The organism is Vibrio penaeicida (assembly GCF_019977755.1).
Classification (GTDB): Bacteria; Pseudomonadota; Gammaproteobacteria; order Enterobacterales; family Vibrionaceae; genus Vibrio; species Vibrio penaeicida.
In genome coordinates, this window is the sequence record NZ_AP025144.1 from 3,243,620 (window position 1) to 3,265,099 (window position 21,480).

Genomic DNA, 21,480 nt, shown 5'->3' on the forward strand with positions numbered 1-21,480 from the left:
AATAAAAATCATGATATTGACGGGTAAAATGACCATTGGGAGTAAAAAGATCATGGGTGACCAAAAAGTCATTCATGGCATCAACCCAAACACAAACGAAGCGTTAGATCCACCTTATTTAGGCGCGAATGAAACCCAACTGTCTCAAGCGTGTGAACTCGCAAAACATGCATTTGCTATTTATCGAAAAACCAGTCCGGAGCGTAAAGCGGATTTTCTTCAAACCATCGGTGAAGAAGTCATGGCGCTGGAACACAGTTTGATTGAACGCGCAATGAAAGAGACGGGGCTACCTCAAGCAAGAATTGAAGGGGAAAGAGGCAGAACAGTCGGTCAATTAAATTTATTTGCTGACAACCTCAGAAAGGGGCTCACTTTCGTACCGAAATTTGACTCCGCTATCCCAGACCGAGCCCCGCTGCCTCGCCCAGATATGCGATTGACGTATTTACCATTGGGTCCTGTCGCGGTATTTGGTGCCAGCAATTTCCCGCTCGCATTTTCGGTGGTAGGTGGCGATACAGCCTCTGCCTTAGCGGCAGGCTGTCCAGTGATAGTCAAAGCGCATTCGGCTCACCCCGGTACATCCGAGTTGGTCGCCAGTGCAGTGACTCGCGCTGCCAAACGCTGTGATATGCCTGAAGGTGTGTTCTCTATGCTGTTCGGATCCGGTCATTTAATCGGTCAGGGATTAGTATCTCACCCAGCCATCAAAGCCGTGGGATTTACTGGCTCAAGAGCAGGAGGAATGGCGCTAATGGCAACCGCTCAACAGCGCCCAGAGCCGATTCCCGTGTACGCCGAAATGAGCAGCATTAACCCAGTCGTTCTGATGCCAAGTGCACTTCAAAGTAGTAGCGATACGCTCGCCCAAGGTTTTTGTGCCTCTTTGCAAATGGGCGCTGGTCAGTTTTGTACCAACCCTGGTTTAGTCCTTGCGATTGATGGTCCTGAACTGGATCAATTTATCGCCAAAAGTGCGGAAAACATCAATAACACCATCAGCCAAACCATGCTGACTTCTGGAATTCATGCTGCGTATCAAAACGGGGTGGGAACGCTGGTTGAAAACGCAACCATCACAATGGTGAGTGAAGGAGATGTGTCGGGTAATCACAACCAATGCGTTCCTTACTTATTCAGTACGCGTGCAGAAGCCTTTCTTCAGCAAGAACAAGCACGAGACGAAGTCTTTGGCAGCAGTTCATTGGTTGTTCGCTGCAAAAGCCTTGATCAACTTCTTGCGGTCATTGATGCGCTTGAAGGTCAGCTAACCGGCACCATTCACACGGGTTCCAACGATTCAAACCAAGACCTTCAAGAGGTATTGGATCATCTAGAGCTCAAAGTGGGTCGAGTACTTTTCAATGGATTTCCAACGGGGGTTGAAGTCTCTCATGCCATGGTGCATGGCGGTCCTTTCCCCGCAACTTCAGATTCAAGAAGCACGTCGGTGGGTTCCAACGCTATTGAGCGATTCCTTCGTCCTGTTTGCTATCAAAATGTGCCGGAGCCTTTGCTGCCTGAGCCCATTAATAGAGATTTCGCTGGATTAGCGCTAATCGACGGGCACTACCAAAGCAATTGAATGGAATACCAATAAGTTAACTGAAATCCAATAAGTGAACTGGTACGCCGTCAAGTAAACATGGCTCGATGAGGGAATATCATGGCAGCGAATGTATTTGCGTTTGAAAAGCAGCTAAAAAATCAAACTAAGAAAGACATCCTTGCAAGCAAGTTACTGGAAATGATTTTTTCTGGCTTGCTAAGAGATGGGGATACGCTGCCGAGCGAGCGAGAGCTGTGTGCCATGTTTGGCGTAAGCCGAGAAACCGTAAGGGGTGCAATAGGGATGATCGCCGCTTATGGGCTTATTAGTGTTTCACACGGTGCAAAAAGCCGAGTCAATCGTAATGATGAGTTGTTAAAGCGTTGCATCGAGCTTCTTCCTCAGCTCTCCAATCTCACCATCAACAATTACGACATTGAAGCCGTCTTTCAAAGCAGAAAAGTGGTCGAAGCCGCTATTGCACATGGCGTTGCCATTCACATTGACCAACAAGGCTTGAGTGAACTCAAGGCATTATTAGAACAACAAGAATCGCTTTTTGAAAAGCCAGCTCATTTCCAGATATCGGATCAGCGCTTTCACAAGCTGATTTCTGACTACAGCGACAACGCGATTCTGGCAGGCTATGCCGACGAACTCTATGCCTATGGGCTTAACTTTCGACGCAGTGTTTTGGAGCAAGAGGGTGCTATTCAAAAAAGTTTTATTGAGCACTACGAAATATACAAAGCACTGGAACAAGGCAATCCAAAATTAGCAGAAAAAGCCATGCTAGATCACCTCAACAGCGTGTACTACACCACGATCTCTGCCATGAGGAATTAGCCAATTAATCAAATAACCATACACGTGCAAACCATTGATTGGTGGGCATGAATTTAGGACACCAACGGTCATTGACGACCATTGAAATTAACGGAGAAACGCAGAAATGAACATCACGACCATGCGCAAAATGTTAATTAGTACCACTGTAGTATCACTGGCATTTGCCGCTCCACACACCTTAGCGAAAGAGCTGATATTTGCCATTGGTGCCGCACAGGGATCGTTACAGTACAAAACTGCAGAAAAGTTTGCGAACAATGCAAATGCCGCGTTGAAATCCGCCGGTTCCGACTATTCGATTAGCCTTTTTGGTGATGGACAGTTGGGTAAAGATAAGGAATTGATGCAAAAGCTAAAACTTGGAACGGTTCACCTTAGCCAACCCTCTTCCATCATGGCGAAAGTCACACCACAGTTTGCTCTCTTTGATATGCCGTTTTTGGTGAAAGACCGAGCGCACCTAGCAAAAATCGAATCCGAAGTTTTCTGGCCAAGCATAGCACCAACAGCCGATAAGAAAGGCTACAAGGTACTCAGCATGTGGGAAAACGGGTTCCGTCATATTACTAACAACGTCAAACCCATCAACACACCAGCAGATTTGAAAGGCATTAAATTGCGAACGCCGAATAGCACGTGGCGTGTGAGTATGTTCCGTAACTGGGGAGGTAATCCAACGCCGATGTCTTTCTCTGAAGTGTTTGTTGCATTGCAAACAGGCGTCATCGATGGGCAGGAAAACCCACTCACCAATATTTATGCGGCGAAATTCAATGAAGTACAGAAATACTTGTCTTTAACCAATCACGTTTACAGCCCTTCCTACCTTGTTGCTGGCAAACGAACTTGGGACAAAATTCCTGCTGATGTTCAAACGATCATCAAAGATTCTGCCAACGCTATCAAGCCTTGGATGTATGAATTGTCAGACAGCCAAGAACAAGAATTGCTAGGGAAATTGAAGAAAGGCGGAATGCAGGTGAACAAAGCCAGCTATCAAGATTTTGTCGATGCCAGTAAGCCAATTTATGAACAGTTTGCTAAGAAAGTGGATGGCGGTAAAGACATGCTGGATAAAGTGTTGTCACTCGCGAACTAATCAACACTGGATATTAATGAGGGCAGTCATGCCCTCTCTCAGGAGGAATCATGATTGCAAGATTGGCATATAGATTAGAGAAAGTACTCGAAGGAATGTCTGTATTTCTCGTGCTGTCGATGACGTTTGTAATTGTGTTTGGCGTCATTATGCGTAAAACCGGTTCATCTCTAATCTGGTATGACGAAGTCGCCTCTTTGCTGCTGGTATGGATAACCTATTACGGTGCCGCAACCGCAGCAATTAAACGAAGTCATCTAGGGTTTAGTGGCTTGTTATACAGTGCAAAAGGCACGCTTCAATCCACCCTATTTTGGGTATCCGAAGTCATCGTGATTGGGTTCTTTGCCCTGGTTGCTTTTTATGGCTGGACGGTACTTGAATATTTTGAAGGTGAGACTCTAATCAGCCTGCCTTGGGTTCCTGTCCCGTTCGTGCAGTCCGTTATCCCTATTGGCGCCATTTTGTTTATTTTTGCTGAGCTTCTTTCTATTCCACAAGCATTACAAGACATGCGTGAAGGTCGAGATCACGACCGCGCCGAACTCGAAGAGTACGCAGAGGAATGTGGCATCGATACAGAAGATCTATTCCCCAGCGGTGAGAAAACACATGTACACAAAAAGATGGAGGCTAAATCATGATCTACCTGCTATTATTTGGTGGTTTAATTGCATTGGTAATGATCAATGTGCCTATCGCAGTTTCCATTGGCGTGGTTGCTATTAGTGGTATGTTGCTTACCTCTGGTTCTGACGCCATGCTCAATGTGCCACTTACCTTGTATGAAGGTGCGACCAAATTCCCACTACTTGCCATTCCTTTGTTCGTTTTGGCGGGCGAGTTGATGAATACCTCAAGCATCTCTCGTCGTCTGATTGATCTTGTGTCCGCCATGATTGGCTTTGTGCGGGGTGGCTTAGCGATGGTCAATATTGGGGTTTCCATGTTCTTTGCTGAGATATCAGGATCGGCGGTGGCGGATGTGGCTGCGACCGGAAGCGTGTTGATGCCAGCAATGAAAAAGCGCGGCTACAAGCCAACTTTTGTTGCCGCCATCACTTCGTCGTCCGCCTCTTTAGCCATCATCATTCCTCCCTCTATTTCGATGATCCTATACGGCGCTATTGCGGATACCTCCATCGTAAAGTTGTTCTTAGCCGGTGTTGTACCCGGTGTACTTGGCGGAGCATTAATGATGGCGCTCTCGTATTACTTTGCTATCCGCTACAACCTTCCGCGTGAAGATGCATTTAGCTGGAAAAACCTAAAGCAGAAGTTTAAAGAAGCGATTTGGGCTTTGTTTCTTCCCGTCATTATCTTAGGGGGTATTTTTGGTGGTGTGGTTACCGCTACCGAAGGTGCGGGGCTTGCCGTTATCGCAGCGCTAGTCATCGGCTTTATCATCTATCGTGAGCTTACCCTAGCCCACCTATACAAATGTATGATTCGAGCAAGTGTTCAAACGGCGGCAGTCATGCTCTTGGTGGCGACGTCGGCTTTACTTGGCTTGTTTCTGACTGAAGTTCGACTTCCTCAAGAAATGGCTCAAGCGATTCTGGATTTCACAGAAAGCAAGATCGTGGTGCTAATGCTACTGAACATCTTGTTCTTTATTTTAGGTATGTTTTTGCATGGTGCTGCGGCCATAATTTTAGTCGTCCCAATGGTTTTACCTTTGGTGCTTCAGTTTGGTATAGACCCTATTCACTTCGGGCTGATTGTGACCCTTAACCTCGCTATAGGGCAACAAACCCCACCTGTCGCCAGTGTACTCGCAACCGCTTGTTCCATAGCCAAAGTGGATATCTGGTCCACAACCCGTGCAAACTTGCCCTTTATTGGTGTGTTGATTGCACTTCTTCTCCTTGTGACTTACGTACCATTTATCACACTCGGCTTGGTTGATTTGGTGTATGGAAAGTAACCCCGTTTAGGGAAGTAGAAAGATGAGCCTCCACAATACGGCTGACAAGCCTTCCCTCTATCAGCCAAGGCTGAACAAGGGCATGTCGGTCATTTGATTCACATAACGTGTCTGTAAAGTTCCACGCCGGCACGTTGCTTATGTGAATCCGTCCTTCTGCTTCCCGTTTTTCTTACGCTTGCTCTTAAACCGTACCATCCCCATAATTGTGAAAGAATTGTACACAATGGTATTTCCTTATGACTCGCTCAGCTTTTGCCTTTGAGCAAACCCTGAAAAACAAAACCAAAAAAGACATTCTGGCGGAAAAGATTCTGGAAATGATCGTAACGGGCTTATTACGCGATGGGGACGAGTTACCTAGCGAGCGAGAACTCAGCAGCATGTTTGGGGTGAGCAGAGAAACCGTACGTGGCGCGTTAGGCATTATTCAAGCGTATGGAATGATCCATGTTTCTCATGGTTCCAAAACACGTGTTAATCGAGACGAGCAATTGCTCAAACGCAATGACTGGTTACCGGAGTCTTCCAGCTTACAAATCAACAACCATTCTGTAGATACTGTTTTTGAAAGCCGAAAAGTGATCGAAGCAGCCATCGCTCGTCAAGCTGCGAAAAACATTACTCAATCGCAACTCAACGAGTTAAAAGCGTTGCTGAAACAGCAATCCAAAATGTTCTCAGATCCTGTCCGGTTTCAACTGTCCGATCACCAGTTTCATTTGAGCATTGCTGAAATTGCCGCAAACCCAATTTTCATCAATTATTCTGACGAACTCTATTCCTTTGGTTTGAAATTTCGACGCCAAGTCATGAGTAAAAAAGGTTCCATAGAACAAAGCTATATAGAGCACATGGCTATTTACGAAGCGTTGAGCCAACACGACGCAGATGCCGCTGAGCAAGCCATGCTCAATCACCTCACCAGCGTACATCAAACAACTGTTGAAGAAATGGAAGACGCTTGAATTCGAGAAATCATTTCAGCTGTTTGTTTAGACAGCTTTTCGGATATGCCTTCATCAAACTTTCCTTCTTGCAATGACAAGTCCAACGATAGCGCCATGTCCTGTAATTCTGTCGCCCCTATCACCCCTGCCGTTCCCGCAAAATCGTGATAAATACGTTGAAGGTCGCGTGTATTGTCCGGCGAAACTTCTGATACATCGTGCAAAAATGACGTGGCCATATCGGAGAAAATCGTCAGCCTGTTTTTCACTTTTAGATCGCAATGAGCACATTGATTCAATAAAAACGACATATCAATGCCTTCAATCAACAGTGTTGGTTCCTCAGATGGCCAACGTATCTCGCCCTTGGTGTTACGTTTATTGTCGTGAGAAATATCAAGACAATAGGGAGAGAGTAACTCCAATAACTGGTCTGCCAGAATCGGTTTTGCAATGCAGTCATCGAACACATCAACACGATAAGACGCTGCTCCAGGACTGGCGCTGGTGCAAATGATGGTTAAATCCGATAACTTTGGGTTCTTTCGAATTTCCATTGCGCATTCAATTCCGTCCACTTCTGGCATGTGCAGGTCTAGCAACAACACGTGATAATCAAACTTCGACAACGCATCCAGCGCTTGCTGACCATTTTCAACCACATCAACATCCGCGCCAAACATGGCCAGCATGTCGCTGATGAACTCCTGATTTAATTTGTTATCGTCGGCCACCAGCACTTTTAGCCCACTGAGTGCGTAGTCTGTGTCGGAGAGAAGGCTTTGCTCATCCACCTCTTTCCCATTCATTTTCCCCACAAGTTGAAGAACATCCGACACGCGAATAGGTTTGCTCAACCGGCAGACGTTGCCCTCTACCTCATCCACTTCGTCGATGTTACAAAGCATCGCAACAGGAATTTCCGAAAGGTCAGTGGTTTGAAGAATATCGATGAAGGTTTCTCCCGATATGCCTTCCAATGCTTGGTCCACAAGAATGAGGTCGTAATTACACGTCATCTCTAACGCTTGTGAAGCCGACACAAGATCGCACTCCATGCCTAGCCACTTTAACGTAAGCTCAGTGTTTTCTCCGAACAAGGTATTTTCACAGACCAACAAAACATGCGCAGATTCGGATGGTCGTTCGGGTGCGTTAATTAATGGGAAAGACAATTCAAAAGAAAAGAGAGAGCCTCGCCCCACTTGACTAAAGCATTCAATTTTCCCGCCCATCAGATGGACAATTTTTTGGCTAATCGATAAACCAAGCCCCGTGCCTTTATGGTGTTCGTCCAACTGTGAGTATGGTTTGAAAAGGCGATCGCGAGATTGCCGAGATATTCCTTGCCCAGAATCCGAGATATTAAAGGCTAGCACCACTTCATGACCGGCTTTGCGTACAACCGATATTCCCACTCCCACATAACCATGATCCGTGTGTTTAATCGCGTTGTTGGTCAGATTGATAATGACTTGTTCTAACCGAACACTGTCACCCATTAAATGAGCTGGAACATCAGGCGCAACTTGAATGTGCATTTGAACTGGTTTTCCTGCCAGAGCGGGGGTAGATACAGAAGTGACGTGATCAACCACATCGACCAAACTGAAAGGCTCACATTTCAAGCTCAGTTTTTTCTGTTCGAGCTTAGAAAAATCAAGGCTGTCATTTATGATTTTCACTAAATTTGATGACGCTTGCTCAATTTTCTCTAAGTAGTCTTGCGTACTCAGCTGCCCTTTTCCCTGCTTGGCCAAATACACAAACCCCAGAACCGCATTCATCGGCGTCCGGAGCTCATGACTAATGATCGCTAACGTATTGGCTTTGTCTTGAGCAATTTGCCTCTCAATGGACATTCGAGTTTCCGCATCCTGCTTATCTTGTTTCAGCAGTTTAATGCGATTTGCCAAAGCCACGGAGAATAAACAAACCTCAACGACGCCCCCTAAATGCATCAGGTAATTGGTGACAACACTGTCGTGTATTAACCCGATGTTCGCCATAGAATTCATGCTAACACCAGCAAACAAAAGGGACCACGCCACCAAATATAATCCAGAACCTTCAATTCTTTTGTAGAGCGCTGCAACCCCTACCAGCATGCCGATAACGCCAGAACCAATGGCAACTGCAAAGCTTAGTTGACCCACTGTAGAGTAAGAAACAATATAGGTCATCACGATCAAGAGTACTGAGACCGCCTTAGTGATCTCAACAATGATGTTCACCCAGGGCATATTTTTACGAATTTGCAACAACTCTTGGCTAAATAGCAACGTACAAAACGTGAGCATCCCTGTCGTGATGGGAATCGAACGACTTGCCCAATCTGGCGCATTTGGCCACAAATAGTGAAAAGCCAAACCATCCCAACATGCCGCGCTCAATGCAGCACTTATAACAAAGAATAAGTAATACGCGTATACCTTGTCTCGTAGACGAAAAAAGACAAAGGCGTTGTATACTGCGATTAAAAGTAACCCGCCGTAAAAGAGCCCTAGAAAGAAGTTTTCCTGCCCCAGTGTCTGAGCAAACTCAATATCGGTATAGTACTCCAATGGGAGCTGAAGAATACTTTCACTCTGTACTCTTAGATAAAAAACCGTTGGTTCATTAGAGGAAAAGGTAACGCGAAACGTATTATGCCTGTCGTGGAAGGGGCGAACATCAAACGCATAACGATCCCCAGACTGTTGGTGCACAAGGCGCGTACCGTCTATCACTTGGTAAAAATCGAGGTAGTCCAACGGCGTGTAAGAAACCGTCAAGATACAACAATCTTCTTGAGGTTTCATGAAGGTCACTTTTAGCCAAAAAGCCGATTTGCTGTAGCCAAAGTTATTCACTTCATTTGTAGAGATAGCTTCCCAATCAGATTGATCTAACGCCAAAACATCACTAATTCTCATGTTCGCACTTTCATCTTCAAATTTGCTCATGCTGGCAATTGGAATAGATGTTTTCTTTACATGAGCTGAGCTTTCAAAACTCAACATTGAGCTGAGAATGAATAGAATGGCAACAAAGCTATATTTCATAAATGAGACATTAAAGTGCGACATGGAACATTACAATTGATAGTTTTTAAATTGAGCGAAATATTATAAACTATTTCAATAATTGATGGGTTGTTTCATTTTTTTAGCTGATACTCGTTGTAAATAATTAACAAACAATTTCCAAAACTGCATACCAATCTAGGGTCAGATTAGCTCTCATGCCTCATCGTCGTATTTTAGTAGTTGAAGATCACGCACCTACACGTGAATCACTCGTAAAAGCATTACAGTCTCAAGGCTATGATGTCCTCATCAACATTACTGGTGAAGGTGTCTTTCAGCAGGTTGCTAACAGCCACCCCCCCATAGACTTAGTGCTTTGTGATGTCGTGCTGCCTAATGCTGATGGCACCGAGATTGCACATTGCCTTTCTAAGGAAAAATTATGCAAAGTCATATTGGTATCCAGCCGAAAATCGGATGAAGATCGTATCAAGGGGCTGGCTCGAGGGGCTGATGACTATGTTGTGAAGCCACTGAATATGGTGGAAGTGCTACTTAGAGTCCAAGCCGTATTGCGCCGCAATGACGTGCCCTCACACGAGCACGATCAAGAATCTATCTACATTCATGTTTACCCAGGTATTCGCCTGCATAAAGAAAATAAGTTATTGCTTCATAAAGACGGAACCGAGTTTCGTTTAACGGATGCGGAAAATGAAGCGCTGCTTTTCCTTATTGGCAACGCCGGAAAGGTATGCACCCGCCCTCAATTAGTGAAGATAACAAAAAGCCAAAATTGGTCGCCAACCGACCGCTCCATTGACATGCTAATCAGCCGTTTACGAAAGAAACTCGAAGCAAACAGCTCACATGCAGAGTTGCTGGTGACGATTCGCGGCAAAGGTTACATGCTTGCTACTCAGTAATAGTCATACTGTCACTTTTTGAACAACACAATTTCGGTTCTGAGCTTCGTAATTTCCACATTATTTGGGTTATCGACATAGCGTTCGATTCCCATTGGCTTTCGGGTCACTTTTACTTTGTTGTGTCTGGCTGCCATCATGGCCATGGACCATGCGTTGCCAAGAAATTGGTATGCACCAGTGTGTTCCACTACATACGTTTCACTTGCTTTTAGGTAACCACAAATAAAGGGTTCAGGGACATTCACAGGCTCGGATATCGGATAACATGTGTGAAAATCAAAGTGCATAGTTGCCATATCCATCCTGTCATATAAGGCAAACATTTCCCCCGATGACTCAATATTTTGTTCCGCTAAAAATTCATCCAGTTTAACAATATCCCCTTGCATGGTCGGTCCCATGTCTTGAATGCCTGCACCATTCTCTAGTGCAATGTAATGGGTTGCTGGCAACATGCTATTTCCAACCAGTGTTAACTCCGAATGCACTTCTCCTGTTTCAACCAAGCTTTTGAGCATGAGTAACCCGCGGTCATAATCCATCCCGATCATCGACTTGAACATGCCTTTAAGAAAAAACAAAAACCAAGGGACGCGGCTTTCCATTACCCAACTTAGCCGAGTTCCCGAAGCGGTAGGCTCCGCCTTGAATTTAATGATAGCGGAGGACTTAAACGGGCGTAAAAATGTAAGCGACATTTCCAACTGAGTATCCGATTTACTCGTTAGCACCATACTTCCCGCTCCGACCAAATTTCCGCTCCACTCATATCCTGACTGAATATTTCCTAGATCACCGTTGTAGGTCAAAGTGCAATTTCTTTCCATAATTAACCACGGAGACCAATCTGGCCAGTTTTTGAAATTGCTAATAAATTCAGTTATAAATTCTGGTGTCTTTTCAATTTCAATGTCTCGGCATACCTGATAACTCAGCATGTTCACCTCGCGTCCCTTTTAGCCTTTATTTATATTGGACAATTCACAGTCTTACTTCAACGCCATTTCTTACCATCTACAGGTTTGTGTTAAACCTAATACCCAGCCTAAGAGAATAGTCAATTAGCTTGATATCTTAGCTCCTTCTACTAGTTTTTTAATATATGGGGCATAAAAGCTTCAAATTATTCATTGGCACATACAAAAATACAGATAAGTCAGTGATGAGAAAAATACGTTGGCTATAGGTGTAACAAGGCATGAAACATAAACAAATTGTCGTCATTGACGACTCGCAAGCTATTCTAATGGTCATGAAAACCATGCTGCTCGAGCTCGGATATACCAACGTAGTGACCTCTTCTAACCCTAAAAAGGCGCTGGAATCCATTCGTAACCAGCCTCATAAATACAGTGCGGTTTTTACCGATCTCAATATGCCTGAAATTGATGGTATGGAAGTCATCAAGCAGTTAGGTGCAATGCAGTTTGAAGGCGGTATCTGTATTATCTCCGATATGGAAAGGCGAATAATAGAACTAGCCGCAGATATCTCTAAACAACACCAAGTTTGCTTACTGGGAAATATTTCTAAGCCAATCGACCTAAACAGCCTGAAAAGAGCACTCGATAAACTAAAACAAATGGAAGAGCGTAACTTTGTACATTACGAGAAAATGTCAAAGGAAGAGCTCATTGAGTGTATCGAAAACCGCTACATTACCCCCTATTACCAACCCAAAGTTGGTGCGCAATCTCATAAGGTTAACGGTGTCGAAGTACTTGCTAGGATTTGTAAACCCGGGATACCTGAAGCGATTCTTCCTGGCCAGTTTATTCCTACCGCAATGCGTTATGAATTGCTTAATGACATTACTCTGCAGGTTTTAGAAAAATCTCTCGATGATTTACCGACGCTGTGCAAAGAGTTTGGTCAAGAACTAAAGGTCAGTGTCAACCTTTCTCCCAGCCAATTGGTCGACCCGACATATCCTGATGTCTTGAATGAAATTGTCACATCTAAGGGAGTCAATAAATCACAAGTTATCTTAGAAATTACCGAAGAGTTCGCCTTAAAAAGCACCGAGCAATTGGAGTCTTTAAACAGATTCCGTATCCGTGGCTTTGGATTGTCATTAGATGACTTTGGGACTGGTTTTACCAACCTACAGCAGCTTCGGAGCCTGCCGTTTACCGAAGTAAAAATTGATCGTAGCTTAATCACAGACATTCACTGCGATCAATTTAACCAAGTTGTCGTGAATTCTCTCGCCGACATATCTTCAAGATTGGATGTCACGCTGATTGCTGAAGGCATGGAGACAATTGAGGACTTAAGCTACCTCGAAAGTAATTACAAAAAAATGCACATTCAAGGCTTTTTAATTTGTACTCCAAGGCCCATAGATAATTTATTGCGCTGGTACCATAGTTGGACAAAAGCCCCAAATTAACGGTGTTAACAAATTATCTTAAAAAACAGTATCTAGAGAGTGTGAAATGCGTTAGCGCGCATTCCCCTCATGTCACACCCATCCTCCATATAGGCAGGTGTAAACACCTCAAAACCTTGCTTTTGATAATAGGGAACAAGATACGACTGAGCTGAGATAAACACTGGGGTCGAAAATTCATGACGCTGCATCGCCGCTATGGAAACTCTCAGCAATTCGTCACCAAGGCCTCTCCCTCGATATGCTGAATGCACAACAACACGCCCTATCGCGGTATCGCTTTTATTCTCACCTAAATATGGCTTAACTTCTTCTGGATACCCCATTCCTTGTGGTAACAAACGGGAATACGCTACAACCTCATCACCATCGAACCCAAGAACATGCATAACACCTTCTGCACAATCTTTCCCATCCAAATCAGAATAAGGCGCATTTTGTTCAACAACAAAAATGTCCACTCTTAACTTAAGTAATTGATAAAGTTCAATTGGTGTTAATTGTTCGAATGTGCAAATTTTCCAGCGCATAGATCCTCCATTAAAAACAGAAGAAATATAAGTGCTACTACGCTGTGGAGCGTTAACAAAGGTTAACTAGGGTCTGTTGATCTTTCGAGATGATTTTTGCAGCAATTTGTGGGGGATTTATACAAGGCAGAGCTTATTCGGTGTAGTCGCTCTACATCAATGAGCGATAACGCAGTAGAAATAAGCCACAAATGCTGCCCAAAGGGTTCGACTAGGCGTCCCCGTTCCCATGCCTTTTACTCATTGTTGCAAGGTATTTGCTTAGAATGACTAGGCTACATACCTTGCGCCGCGATTAAAAGGCATAGAATTCGAACAAAATTTAACCGCGAAAGATCAACAGACCCTAGAGATAACAATCACATGCTGGCATTGCTAACGTGTCATTTTTTTAACGAAAACAACAACAAACAAAGCCATAGTAAAACTCCCCAAGAAGGCTTCAAAAGCGGCAATAAACCGCGCTAACCCAATAGGCGATATATCTCCATACCCAAGTGTCGTGAAGGTAACAACGCTAAAATAAAGTGCATTCAGGAACTCTAAAAAGATCGCCATGGAACCATGCATATCGGGGTAAATAGGATTGGATGCAGTTGTTCCAAGAAAAAAGTAGGCAAGTGCACACATCATGATCAAACATACTGAGAACATCACCACTCGGATTGGAGATTCTCCGTAGCCACAGAACAAATCAACACCTTTTGAGATGATGCGTTTGGAACTAAAACGAGGCATTTGATAACGCCTAAACACCATCTCTTTCTTGAAAAAGTGCCCCGCAATTTCAAATAGCCCTTCTTTTTCACACTGCTTTCGAATGCACCGGGCGACTTCTTCAGCCTCTTGGCATAGTTCAACGGATTTCTTTATTTCTCCTTGTCGAATGGCGTCCATTGCCTTTCTTTCTTGTTGGAGCTCTTCCCCCCATTCAACGTTTTCAAGACGAGCTCTACTCAAGTCAGCGCCAAGCAGGTTGCAATTTTCAAGATGGGCACAATGCAGGTTTGACCCAGCCAATGTACTTTTCATTAAAGACGAGCCTCTTAGATCGAGACCAAAGAAATGCGCGTTTCGCAAATCCGCTCGATAGAAATCCGCATCACGGCACTTGTACCCTTCTCTGCTTCCTCTATTCACGAGGTTAATGTCTTCAAGTTTGGCTCTAGAAAGCTGGAATCCGTCCAATGGCTTCCCATCTTTTGCCCACTGTTCTACTTTGGCTTTTACATCGTCGTTACTCTTATCCACTTTAGGATCATGCCAATAGCACAATCCCGATTCGCCAGCTGGTTCGTTACACTGCCAACCATCGGGATTGCAATATTTACATGTTTTGTTTGCTGTCATAAACACTCGCCCTAAAAAGCTCAAAAAACGCATCAAGCCAATGGCGCAAGATGCAAAATACTTTTTAAGTGTAGGTTGGGATTAAAGCAGTCACAAAAGGAGACGTTGATATTTATTCGTTTCCTACTTCTTGTCTTAACCAGTGAACAAATTTATCGATATTCTCACTCTTTTGATGCTGAATAAAAAAATACCCGGCTTCAACAGGTGTTGCCGAAAATGGGCTACATAGCCTTTGTGTTTTTATGTCCTCTTCAAGTAAGGACAATCTTCCCATCGCAACACCAACGCCCGCTTCTGCCGCCGCCATGGCCATATCCGCTCGGTTAAAGAAATGCCCTTTTAACTCACTGGGAAAAATATTATTGAGCTTCATCCACATCTGCCATTCCACATCCTTTGAGGCGTGCCGCCAAGCCATTCCATCGTGCAGCAGTAAGACTTTCTCCCATACGTTGGGATCGTTTTTCCAATCGTGCTGCGCCATCACGGAAGGCGACATAACAGGAAGAAGAGATTCTTTAAAAAGCAAACTGGCGCGAGAATCTCGGTATGGAACCACACCGTAATCAATCGCCAAATCAAAATCGCCACTGTACGCATCTACTATTGCGGCTTCAGCGTAGCTCTGGATTTGAATATCAGGATAAAGACTATAGAAATTCTGCAACTTAGGAATTAACCATTTATAGGCAAACGATGGGGTGAGCTTAAGGCGAATTTCTTGGTCTGTGTTCGCAGTGCTGCGAATACCCTCGATGGCATTATGTATAACCGTTAGCCCTTGTTGTGTCGATTCAAACAGAATCCGACCGTTTTCATTAAGCTGAACACCACGAGAATGTCTTTCAAATACAGGGAAGCCAAGTTGTTTTTCAAGCAGTGATATTTGCTGACTGATTGCCCCCGTTGTTTTGTGAAGAATACGAGAGGCGCCAGTAAAACTGCCTACCCGCGCAGCGACTTCGAATGTCGATAGGTGGCTAACAATACTGCTTTTCACAATTTCCATTCTCTCACCCAATCTTTGTGTTTAATTTTTCTAAAAGCTAGATGCAATTTTTATCGATTGTTAAACATTTGTAAACACCAGACACTACAAACAGATTAGCGCTATCGAAATAGACGAATTAAAACGGACAAGTAAAAAATGAAAGCCTTAGTGATTGGAAGTGGTGTTATTGGTTTAACCAGCGCGTGGTATTTAAGACAAGCAGGATTTGATGTCGATGTTATCGATAGGCAAGAATGCAGTGCATTGGAGACCAGCTTTGCCAATGCCGGGCAACTTTCTTATGGCTACTCTGCTCCATGGGCTGCGCCTGGAATTCCATTCAAAGCCATGAAATGGCTATCTCAAACACATGCGCCACTTAAAATATCTCCACCGTTAGATTCAAACATGATGGGGTGGAGCCTAAAAATGCTGGCAAATTGCACTGAGGAAAAATACCAACAAAACAAATCGAGAATGCTTCGATTGGCGAATTACAGCAAATTGAGCATGGCTGAATTACGGCGATCTCTCAAACTAGAATTTGAAGGAAAAGAGCTCGGTACATTGCAGGTATTTCGCAGTGCAGCACAAATAGACGCTGTCGGAAAAGACATGTATCTATTAGAAAAAAGCGGTATTCAACATCATCTGCTCAATGTCGAACAATGTATTGAAAAAGAGCCGGGGTTAGCAGCAGTAAAGCATAAGCTCACAGGTGGGCTGTATCTGCCCAATGATGAAACTGGCGACTGCTTTTTATTTTGTCAGCAGTTGGAACAGCATTGTAAAAATGCAGGCATTCAATTTCACTACAATCAAGAAGTGAAATCGATTCAGCATAACCAAAAAGTGATCACCGGAATCACAACCACTCAACAAGAATTTCAAGCCGATAAGTATATCGTAGCGATGGGCAGTCACTCAGCGCAATGGCTCAAACCTTTAGGGGTAAATTTACCGGTTTACCCAGTTAAGGGGTATTCCTTAACCGTTCCAGTAGAAAACATAGAGTACGCACCAAATTCAACCATCATGGATGAAACCTATAAAGTTGCCATTACTCGATTTAAGAACCGAATTCGAGTGGCAGGCACCGCAGAACTGGCTGGATTCAACCAAACCCTTCCGGGCAAGCGCACTCAAACAATCAATAAGGTGCTGACAGACCTTTTCCCCAAGGCAAGCAGATTATCGGATGCCGAATACTGGACTGGGCTACGCCCTATGACCCCAGACGGAACACCGATCATCGGGCAAACGCCGTTATCGAATATGTACACCAATACTGGTCACGGCACACTGGGGTGGACACTCGCTTGCGGGTCCGGGCGGTTGTTGGCCGATATTGTTGCCAATCAAACACCGGATATTGAGCACGAGGATCTATCCTACTCTCGCTATGCACGTAAAAAAAAATACGTAACGACACCCTAAAATATAGCGCTTGGCTGATTTCGCTATTCAAGGCATTAGACGACCTCAACAACAGGGGTAATGAAATTTAATTCCAAATAAGTGTTTTTTTACAGAATGAAAAGTACAACTTAATGAAAAAATATACAGAATCATAGTCGATATCTTTATTCTTTTTGAAAAATAATAATTATACAAACCATCATTTCGCACAATTTATAGCCACTATATTGCAAAATATTAGCGATACGTGCTCTAACTCACGATAGCAGCAACAGTTAGATAAAAATATTAACAACTTAGTCACATTCAAGATTAATATATCGTTCGATTTTCACACAAACACAACATCAATATAGGGAAAGAGTCATGCAGTCACTCGTCGACTTTCTTAATGGAATAATATGGAGCCCAGTACTTATTTACTTATGTCTGGGCGCTGGCTTGTTCTATTCCATTACTACTCGCTTTGTTCAGGTTCGTCATTTTTCAGAAATGTGGCGTTTGCTTTTATCAGGCAAAAGCTCCTCTAAAGGCATATCTTCATTTCAGGCTCTCGCGGTTTCGCTTTCAGGACGCGTAGGTACGGGTAACATTGCTGGTGTCGCTGCGGCAATCGGATTCGGTGGTCCTGGTGCAGTATTCTGGATGTGGGTAGTAGCTTTCTTAGGTGCCGCAACAGCCTACGCAGAATCCACATTAGCGCAAATTTACAAAGAAGAAGATGAAGGTCAGTTCCGTGGTGGTCCTGCTTATTACATTGAAAAAGCGATGGGTCAAAAATGGTATGCATGGATTTTTGCTATAGCCACTATCTTCGCGTGTGGTGTTCTTCTTCCGGGCGTTCAATCAAACAGTATCGGTAATGCCGTTGAAGCCGCATTTGGCACGGGCATGATGATAGATACAGGTCTAGGTACTTACAGTTTCGCTAAAATCTTTACTGGCACCTTTATTTCCATCATTTTAGCGTTCATCATTTTTGGTGGCGTTAAGCGTATTGCTAACTTCACGCAATTCGTTGTTCCTTTCATGGCTTTAGCCTACATCGTCATTGCGTTTGTCATTATCCTTCTTAATATTGGTGAAGTTCCACGTATCTTCTCAATGATTGTTGGTGATGCCTTCACTCCAATGGCAGGCTTTGGTGCAGCCATCGGTTGGGGCGTTAAACGTGGTGTTTACTCCAACGAAGCGGGTCAAGGTACTGGTCCTCACGCTGCTGCTGCTGCAAGCGTCGACCACCCTGCGCAACAAGGGTTAGTTCAATCTTTCTCAATCTACATTGATACGCTACTCGTTTGTTCCGCTACGGCATTTATGATTCTTATCACTGGTGCTTATAACGTACATGGTGGTGCTGAAGGACAATTCCTCATTCAAAATCTACCTGCAACAATCGGCGCTAATGGTCCAGTCTTCACCCAAATGGCGATAGAAAGTACGTTGCCGGGTGTTGGGAAACTGTTCATTGCATTTGCTTTGTTCTTCTTCTCATTCACCACTATTTTGGCTTACTACTACATTGCTGAAACCAACATCGCTTACATTCGACGTACGTTCAAATTGAGCGGAATGATGTTTGCGCTAAAATTGGTCATCCTGTCTGCGGTATTCTACGGAACAGTAAAAACGGCAAATCTGGCTTGGGCAATGGGTGACGTGGGCGTAGGCTTAATGGCTTGGCTCAATATTGTGGGTATTCTAATCATCTTCTTTATGGCAAAACCTGCACTTAAAGCCCTGAAAGATTATGAGCAGCAGCAGAAAGAAGGCGTCACCGAATATACGTTTAACCCAATAAAGCTTGGTATTAAAGGAGCAACTTACTGGGAAGAAAAATACAAACGTAAAACTGGTAAATCACCGTCAACCGAAGAGTCGGCAGATGGCGTAGAGCAACCTTCGGTATAAGCGTTCGCTTTACTCTTACAATACCCAATAGGTACATAATATAAGGGATAGTGCTTGCTATCCCTTTTTATTACCAATCCGATTTCCGTAACTTTGCAACCATTTTTAAGCAGCAATTTGTTCGGTATTGATTCTTGGTGAAGGCTTTTTCTCACCAATTGGCAAAATGGTTCTGCCATATTCGTTGTTGAGTACTTGAGCCATCGCAAAATAGATGGCACTCGCTCCGCAGAATATCCCCTCAAAACCAGCAATTGTGCCGATAAGCTCACTTCCAGTGAAATCTCGAATTGCCAGTAACGCAAAAAGAATGGTCAGCGATCCAAACACTACTTGCTTTGCGATTGGGTAACACAGTGAACCGATAAACATGAACGCCGTAAAGATTCCCCATAAAGTGAGGTACCACCCCATAAAATAATCAGGGCTTTTTGGTAGCCCTAGATAAGGTAGAACGATACAACCAACTAGCGTTAACCAAAACAAGCCATAAGATGTAAACGCAGTGGTACCAAATGTATCCCCACGTTTAAAGCACATCATGCCAACAATCACTTGGCTTAACCCACCATAGAAAACCCCCATTGCAAGAATCATAGAATCAATTGGGAAAAAACCTGCATTGTGGATATTCAGCAAAATTGTGGTCATTCCAAATCCCATTAACCCCAAAGGGGCGGGGTTGGCTAGCTTAGTCGACATATCTCATAACCTTCAAATTTATTAATAAAAAATACAGGAAAATTTTATAAGGTTTTGAGGCTTATTGTGACAATAGCTTGTGCAAACTAAGTTTGTGGCAATGATCAGATAAAAACTTGGAGAGTCGGAAGCTTGGTGAGCAGGGGTTTGAGTTAACACAGGTTTGGGTGAACAGAGATTTGAATAAAAAAAGCTAAAAAAATGCCAGCGCGAAGGCTGGCATTGGTATCTAGTGAGAGGAAATTATTCCCACTCAATTGTCGCTGGTGGCTTACCAGAAATATCGTAAACCACACGAGAGATACCATCGACTTCGTTGATGATACGGTTAGAAACCTTACCAAGGAAATCGTATGGAAGGTGCGCCCAGTGAGCGGTCATGAAGTCGATGGTTTCTACTGCACGCAATGAAACAACCCAATCGTACTTACGACCATCGCCCATTACACCAACAGAACGTACTGGTAAGAATACCGTAAACGCCTGAGAAACTTTGTGGTACAAATCCGCAGCATGCAGCTCTTCAATAAAGATAGCGTCAGCGCGGCGCAGCAAGTCACAGTATTCTTTCTTGATTTCACCAAGAACGCGAACACCTAAACCCGGACCTGGGAATGGGTGACGATAAAGCATGTTGTATGGAAGACCCAGTTCAAGACCAATCTTGCGAACTTCATCTTTAAATAGTTCACGCAATGGCTCAACTAAGCCCATCTCCATGTCATCCGGTAATCCGCCAACATTGTGGTGAGATTTGATAACGTGTGCTTTACCCGTTTTAGATGCAGCAGACTCGATAACATCTGGGTAGATAGTCCCCTGAGCAAGCCATTTCGCATTTTTCAGTTTCTTAGATTCTTCATCGAAGATATCTACAAACACGTGACCGATGATCTTACGCTTCGCTTCTGGGTCAGCTTCGCCTTCCAGCGCTTTTAGGAAACGGTCTTCAGCATTCACATGGATGATATTAAGACCAAACTTGTTGCCGAACATATCCATAACTTGCTCAGCTTCGTTCAAACGTAGTAAACCGTTATCAACGAATACACAAGTCAGCTTGTCGCCAATTGCGCGGTGAGCAAGCATTGCCACAACCGAAGAGTCAACCCCCCCCGACAGACCTAGGATAACTTCATCGTCGCCTACTTGCTCTTTAATTCGAGCAACAGCATCTTCAATGATGGATTCGGAAGTCCATAAACGCTCACAGCCGCACACGCCAAGAACGAAATTCTCTAGCATCTGCAGTCCGTTTTTCGTATGTGTTACTTCTGGGTGGAACTGAACGCCGTAGTACTTCTTCTCTTCGTTTGCCATAGCAGCATAGGGGCAAGTCTCTGTCTCACCCGCCTTTACGAAGCCTTGTGGGATTTCTACAACTTTATCGCCATGACTCATCCAAACGTCTTGAGTAGCTTCAAGATCTTTAAAGATTGAGGATTCACCAGAAACTTCAACTGCAGCGTAACCAAACTCGCGCTCGTCAGAAGTTGATACTTTACCACCAAGCTGTTCCGCCATGGTCTGCATGCCATAGCAAACACCCAATACAGGTACGCCAGAATCGAATACGTATTGCGGAGCTCGAGGAGAGTTATCTTCTGTTACGCTTTCAGGGCCACCAGAAAGAATAATGCCGTCTGGGTTGAATTCACGAATGTCCGCTTCTTCAACATCCCAGCTCCACAGCTCACAATAAACACCAATTTCACGGATGCGTCGAGCAACAAGCTGAGTGTATTGAGAACCAAAATCAAGGATCAAAATACGTTGGTCATGAATGTTCTTAGTCATTTTCGTCTCTTAAGATCAAATAGGTTAAGCGATGAAGATGCGTATTGACACGCATCTTCAAGGTTAATTCT

Annotated in this window: 17 protein-coding genes; 10 read left to right on the forward strand and 7 right to left on the reverse strand. The window is 44.1% G+C overall.

The window, feature by feature from the left end:
* Positions 1–10: 10 nt before the first annotated feature.
* The 6 genes from LDO37_RS14620 to LDO37_RS14645 all read left to right on the forward strand — a co-directional run bounded on the left by LDO37_RS14620 (position 11) and on the right by LDO37_RS14645 (position 6,395).
* Positions 11–1,588 (forward strand): aldehyde dehydrogenase (NADP(+)), encoded by a 1,578-nt coding sequence (locus LDO37_RS14620; RefSeq protein WP_126608081.1) that lies wholly within the window; start codon positions 11–13, stop codon positions 1,586–1,588.
* A gap of 81 nt (positions 1,589–1,669) precedes the next feature.
* Positions 1,670–2,398 carry a FadR/GntR family transcriptional regulator gene (locus tag LDO37_RS14625; RefSeq protein WP_126608080.1) on the forward strand — a complete coding sequence of 243 codons (729 nt, stop codon included), beginning with the start codon at positions 1,670–1,672 and terminating at the stop codon, positions 2,396–2,398.
* Positions 2,399–2,504: 106 nt separating this feature from the next.
* Positions 2,505–3,500, forward strand: coding sequence for a TRAP transporter substrate-binding protein (locus tag LDO37_RS14630; RefSeq protein ID WP_126608079.1), 996 nt, complete (start codon positions 2,505–2,507; stop codon positions 3,498–3,500).
* 50 nt (positions 3,501–3,550) lie between these two features.
* Positions 3,551–4,144 carry a TRAP transporter small permease gene (locus LDO37_RS14635; protein WP_126608078.1) on the forward strand — a complete coding sequence of 198 codons (594 nt, stop codon included), beginning with the start codon at positions 3,551–3,553 and terminating at the stop codon, positions 4,142–4,144.
* A complete protein-coding gene (locus LDO37_RS14640; protein WP_126608077.1) occupies positions 4,141–5,427 on the forward strand; it encodes a TRAP transporter large permease in 1,287 nt (428 codons plus the stop codon). Before LDO37_RS14635 ends, LDO37_RS14640 begins: the two co-directional genes overlap by 4 nt.
* Before the next feature lie 239 nt (positions 5,428–5,666).
* Positions 5,667–6,395, forward strand: a complete 729-nt coding sequence (locus tag LDO37_RS14645) for a FadR/GntR family transcriptional regulator (protein ID WP_126608076.1) — start codon at positions 5,667–5,669, stop codon at positions 6,393–6,395.
* Here the strand turns inward: LDO37_RS14645 and LDO37_RS14650 are convergent.
* Positions 6,362–9,421: a 7TM diverse intracellular signaling domain-containing protein gene (locus tag LDO37_RS14650; protein WP_185829822.1), complete on the reverse strand. Its 3,060-nt coding sequence runs from the start codon at positions 9,419–9,421 to the stop codon at positions 6,362–6,364. The two genes, LDO37_RS14645 and LDO37_RS14650, sit on opposite strands and share 34 nt — an antisense overlap.
* Positions 9,422–9,600: 179 nt before the next feature.
* On the opposite strand from LDO37_RS14650, the gene LDO37_RS14655 reads away from it, so the two are divergent.
* Complete coding sequence (locus LDO37_RS14655; protein WP_126608074.1) at positions 9,601–10,311, forward strand: response regulator transcription factor; 711 nt, start codon at positions 9,601–9,603, stop codon at positions 10,309–10,311.
* Between the two features lie 11 nt (positions 10,312–10,322).
* Here LDO37_RS14655 and LDO37_RS14660 read toward each other — a convergent pair whose 3' ends face one another.
* Positions 10,323–11,252, reverse strand: coding sequence for an SRPBCC family protein (locus tag LDO37_RS14660; protein ID WP_126608089.1), 930 nt, complete (start codon positions 11,250–11,252; stop codon positions 10,323–10,325).
* Between the two features lie 260 nt (positions 11,253–11,512).
* Between LDO37_RS14660 and LDO37_RS14665 the strand changes: the two genes are divergently transcribed.
* Entirely contained in the window at positions 11,513–12,706 is a 1,194-nt protein-coding gene (locus LDO37_RS14665) for an EAL domain-containing response regulator (RefSeq protein WP_126608073.1), read from the forward strand.
* A gap of 32 nt (positions 12,707–12,738) precedes the next feature.
* Here LDO37_RS14665 and LDO37_RS14670 read toward each other — a convergent pair whose 3' ends face one another.
* The 3 genes from LDO37_RS14670 to LDO37_RS14680 all read right to left on the reverse strand — a co-directional run bounded on the left by LDO37_RS14670 (position 12,739) and on the right by LDO37_RS14680 (position 15,598).
* Complete coding sequence (locus tag LDO37_RS14670) at positions 12,739–13,236, reverse strand: GNAT family N-acetyltransferase (protein ID WP_126608072.1); 498 nt, start codon at positions 13,234–13,236, stop codon at positions 12,739–12,741.
* A 375-nt stretch (positions 13,237–13,611) separates the two neighbouring features.
* Positions 13,612–14,586 carry an ion channel gene (locus tag LDO37_RS14675; RefSeq protein ID WP_126608071.1) on the reverse strand — a complete coding sequence of 325 codons (975 nt, stop codon included), beginning with the start codon at positions 14,584–14,586 and terminating at the stop codon, positions 13,612–13,614.
* 112 nt (positions 14,587–14,698) lie between these two features.
* Complete coding sequence (locus tag LDO37_RS14680; protein WP_126608070.1) at positions 14,699–15,598, reverse strand: LysR substrate-binding domain-containing protein; 900 nt, start codon at positions 15,596–15,598, stop codon at positions 14,699–14,701.
* A gap of 138 nt (positions 15,599–15,736) precedes the next feature.
* Here LDO37_RS14680 and LDO37_RS14685 point away from each other — a divergent pair, with 138 nt between their 5' ends.
* Together LDO37_RS14685 and LDO37_RS14690 are read left to right on the forward strand one after the other, a co-directional pair.
* Positions 15,737–17,017 (forward strand): D-amino acid dehydrogenase, encoded by a 1,281-nt coding sequence (locus tag LDO37_RS14685; protein WP_126608069.1) that lies wholly within the window; start codon positions 15,737–15,739, stop codon positions 17,015–17,017.
* Between the two features lie 348 nt (positions 17,018–17,365).
* Positions 17,366–18,910, forward strand: coding sequence for an alanine/glycine:cation symporter family protein (locus LDO37_RS14690; RefSeq protein ID WP_126608068.1), 1,545 nt, complete (start codon positions 17,366–17,368; stop codon positions 18,908–18,910).
* A 105-nt stretch (positions 18,911–19,015) separates the two neighbouring features.
* Here the strand turns inward: LDO37_RS14690 and LDO37_RS14695 are convergent, their stop codons facing one another.
* The gene (locus tag LDO37_RS14695; RefSeq protein ID WP_126608067.1) at positions 19,016–19,612 is read right to left on the reverse strand and encodes an acetate uptake transporter; all 597 of its coding nucleotides are present in this window, start codon (positions 19,610–19,612) and stop codon (positions 19,016–19,018) included.
* Positions 19,613–19,855: 243 nt separating this feature from the next.
* The gene (guaA, locus tag LDO37_RS14700; protein WP_126608066.1) at positions 19,856–21,409 is read right to left on the reverse strand and encodes a glutamine-hydrolyzing GMP synthase; all 1,554 of its coding nucleotides are present in this window, start codon (positions 21,407–21,409) and stop codon (positions 19,856–19,858) included.
* Positions 21,410–21,480 lie beyond the last annotated feature (71 nt).

Bases quoted from the DNA above. Each gene is read 5' to 3' on its own strand.
- LDO37_RS14655 (WP_126608074.1), top strand. From the start codon at position 9,601: ATGCCTCATCGTCGTATTTTAGTAGTTGAAGATCACGCACCTACACGT.
- guaA (WP_126608066.1), bottom strand. From the start codon at position 21,409: ATGACTAAGAACATTCATGACCAACGTATTTTGATCCTTGATTTTGGT.
- LDO37_RS14660 (WP_126608089.1), bottom strand. From the start codon at position 11,252: ATGCTGAGTTATCAGGTATGCCGAGACATTGAAATTGAAAAGACACCA.
- LDO37_RS14665 (WP_126608073.1), top strand. From the start codon at position 11,513: ATGAAACATAAACAAATTGTCGTCATTGACGACTCGCAAGCTATTCTA.
- LDO37_RS14695 (WP_126608067.1), bottom strand. From the start codon at position 19,612: ATGTCGACTAAGCTAGCCAACCCCGCCCCTTTGGGGTTAATGGGATTT.
- LDO37_RS14645 (WP_126608076.1), top strand. From the start codon at position 5,667: ATGACTCGCTCAGCTTTTGCCTTTGAGCAAACCCTGAAAAACAAAACC.
- LDO37_RS14635 (WP_126608078.1), top strand. From the start codon at position 3,551: ATGATTGCAAGATTGGCATATAGATTAGAGAAAGTACTCGAAGGAATG.
- LDO37_RS14640 (WP_126608077.1), top strand. From the start codon at position 4,141: ATGATCTACCTGCTATTATTTGGTGGTTTAATTGCATTGGTAATGATC.
- LDO37_RS14685 (WP_126608069.1), top strand. From the start codon at position 15,737: ATGAAAGCCTTAGTGATTGGAAGTGGTGTTATTGGTTTAACCAGCGCG.
- LDO37_RS14650 (WP_185829822.1), bottom strand. From the start codon at position 9,421: ATGAAATATAGCTTTGTTGCCATTCTATTCATTCTCAGCTCAATGTTG.
- LDO37_RS14625 (WP_126608080.1), top strand. From the start codon at position 1,670: ATGGCAGCGAATGTATTTGCGTTTGAAAAGCAGCTAAAAAATCAAACT.
- LDO37_RS14690 (WP_126608068.1), top strand. From the start codon at position 17,366: ATGCAGTCACTCGTCGACTTTCTTAATGGAATAATATGGAGCCCAGTA.
- LDO37_RS14680 (WP_126608070.1), bottom strand. From the start codon at position 15,598: ATGGAAATTGTGAAAAGCAGTATTGTTAGCCACCTATCGACATTCGAA.
- LDO37_RS14670 (WP_126608072.1), bottom strand. From the start codon at position 13,236: ATGCGCTGGAAAATTTGCACATTCGAACAATTAACACCAATTGAACTT.
- LDO37_RS14620 (WP_126608081.1), top strand. From the start codon at position 11: ATGATATTGACGGGTAAAATGACCATTGGGAGTAAAAAGATCATGGGT.
- LDO37_RS14675 (WP_126608071.1), bottom strand. From the start codon at position 14,586: ATGACAGCAAACAAAACATGTAAATATTGCAATCCCGATGGTTGGCAG.
- LDO37_RS14630 (WP_126608079.1), top strand. From the start codon at position 2,505: ATGAACATCACGACCATGCGCAAAATGTTAATTAGTACCACTGTAGTA.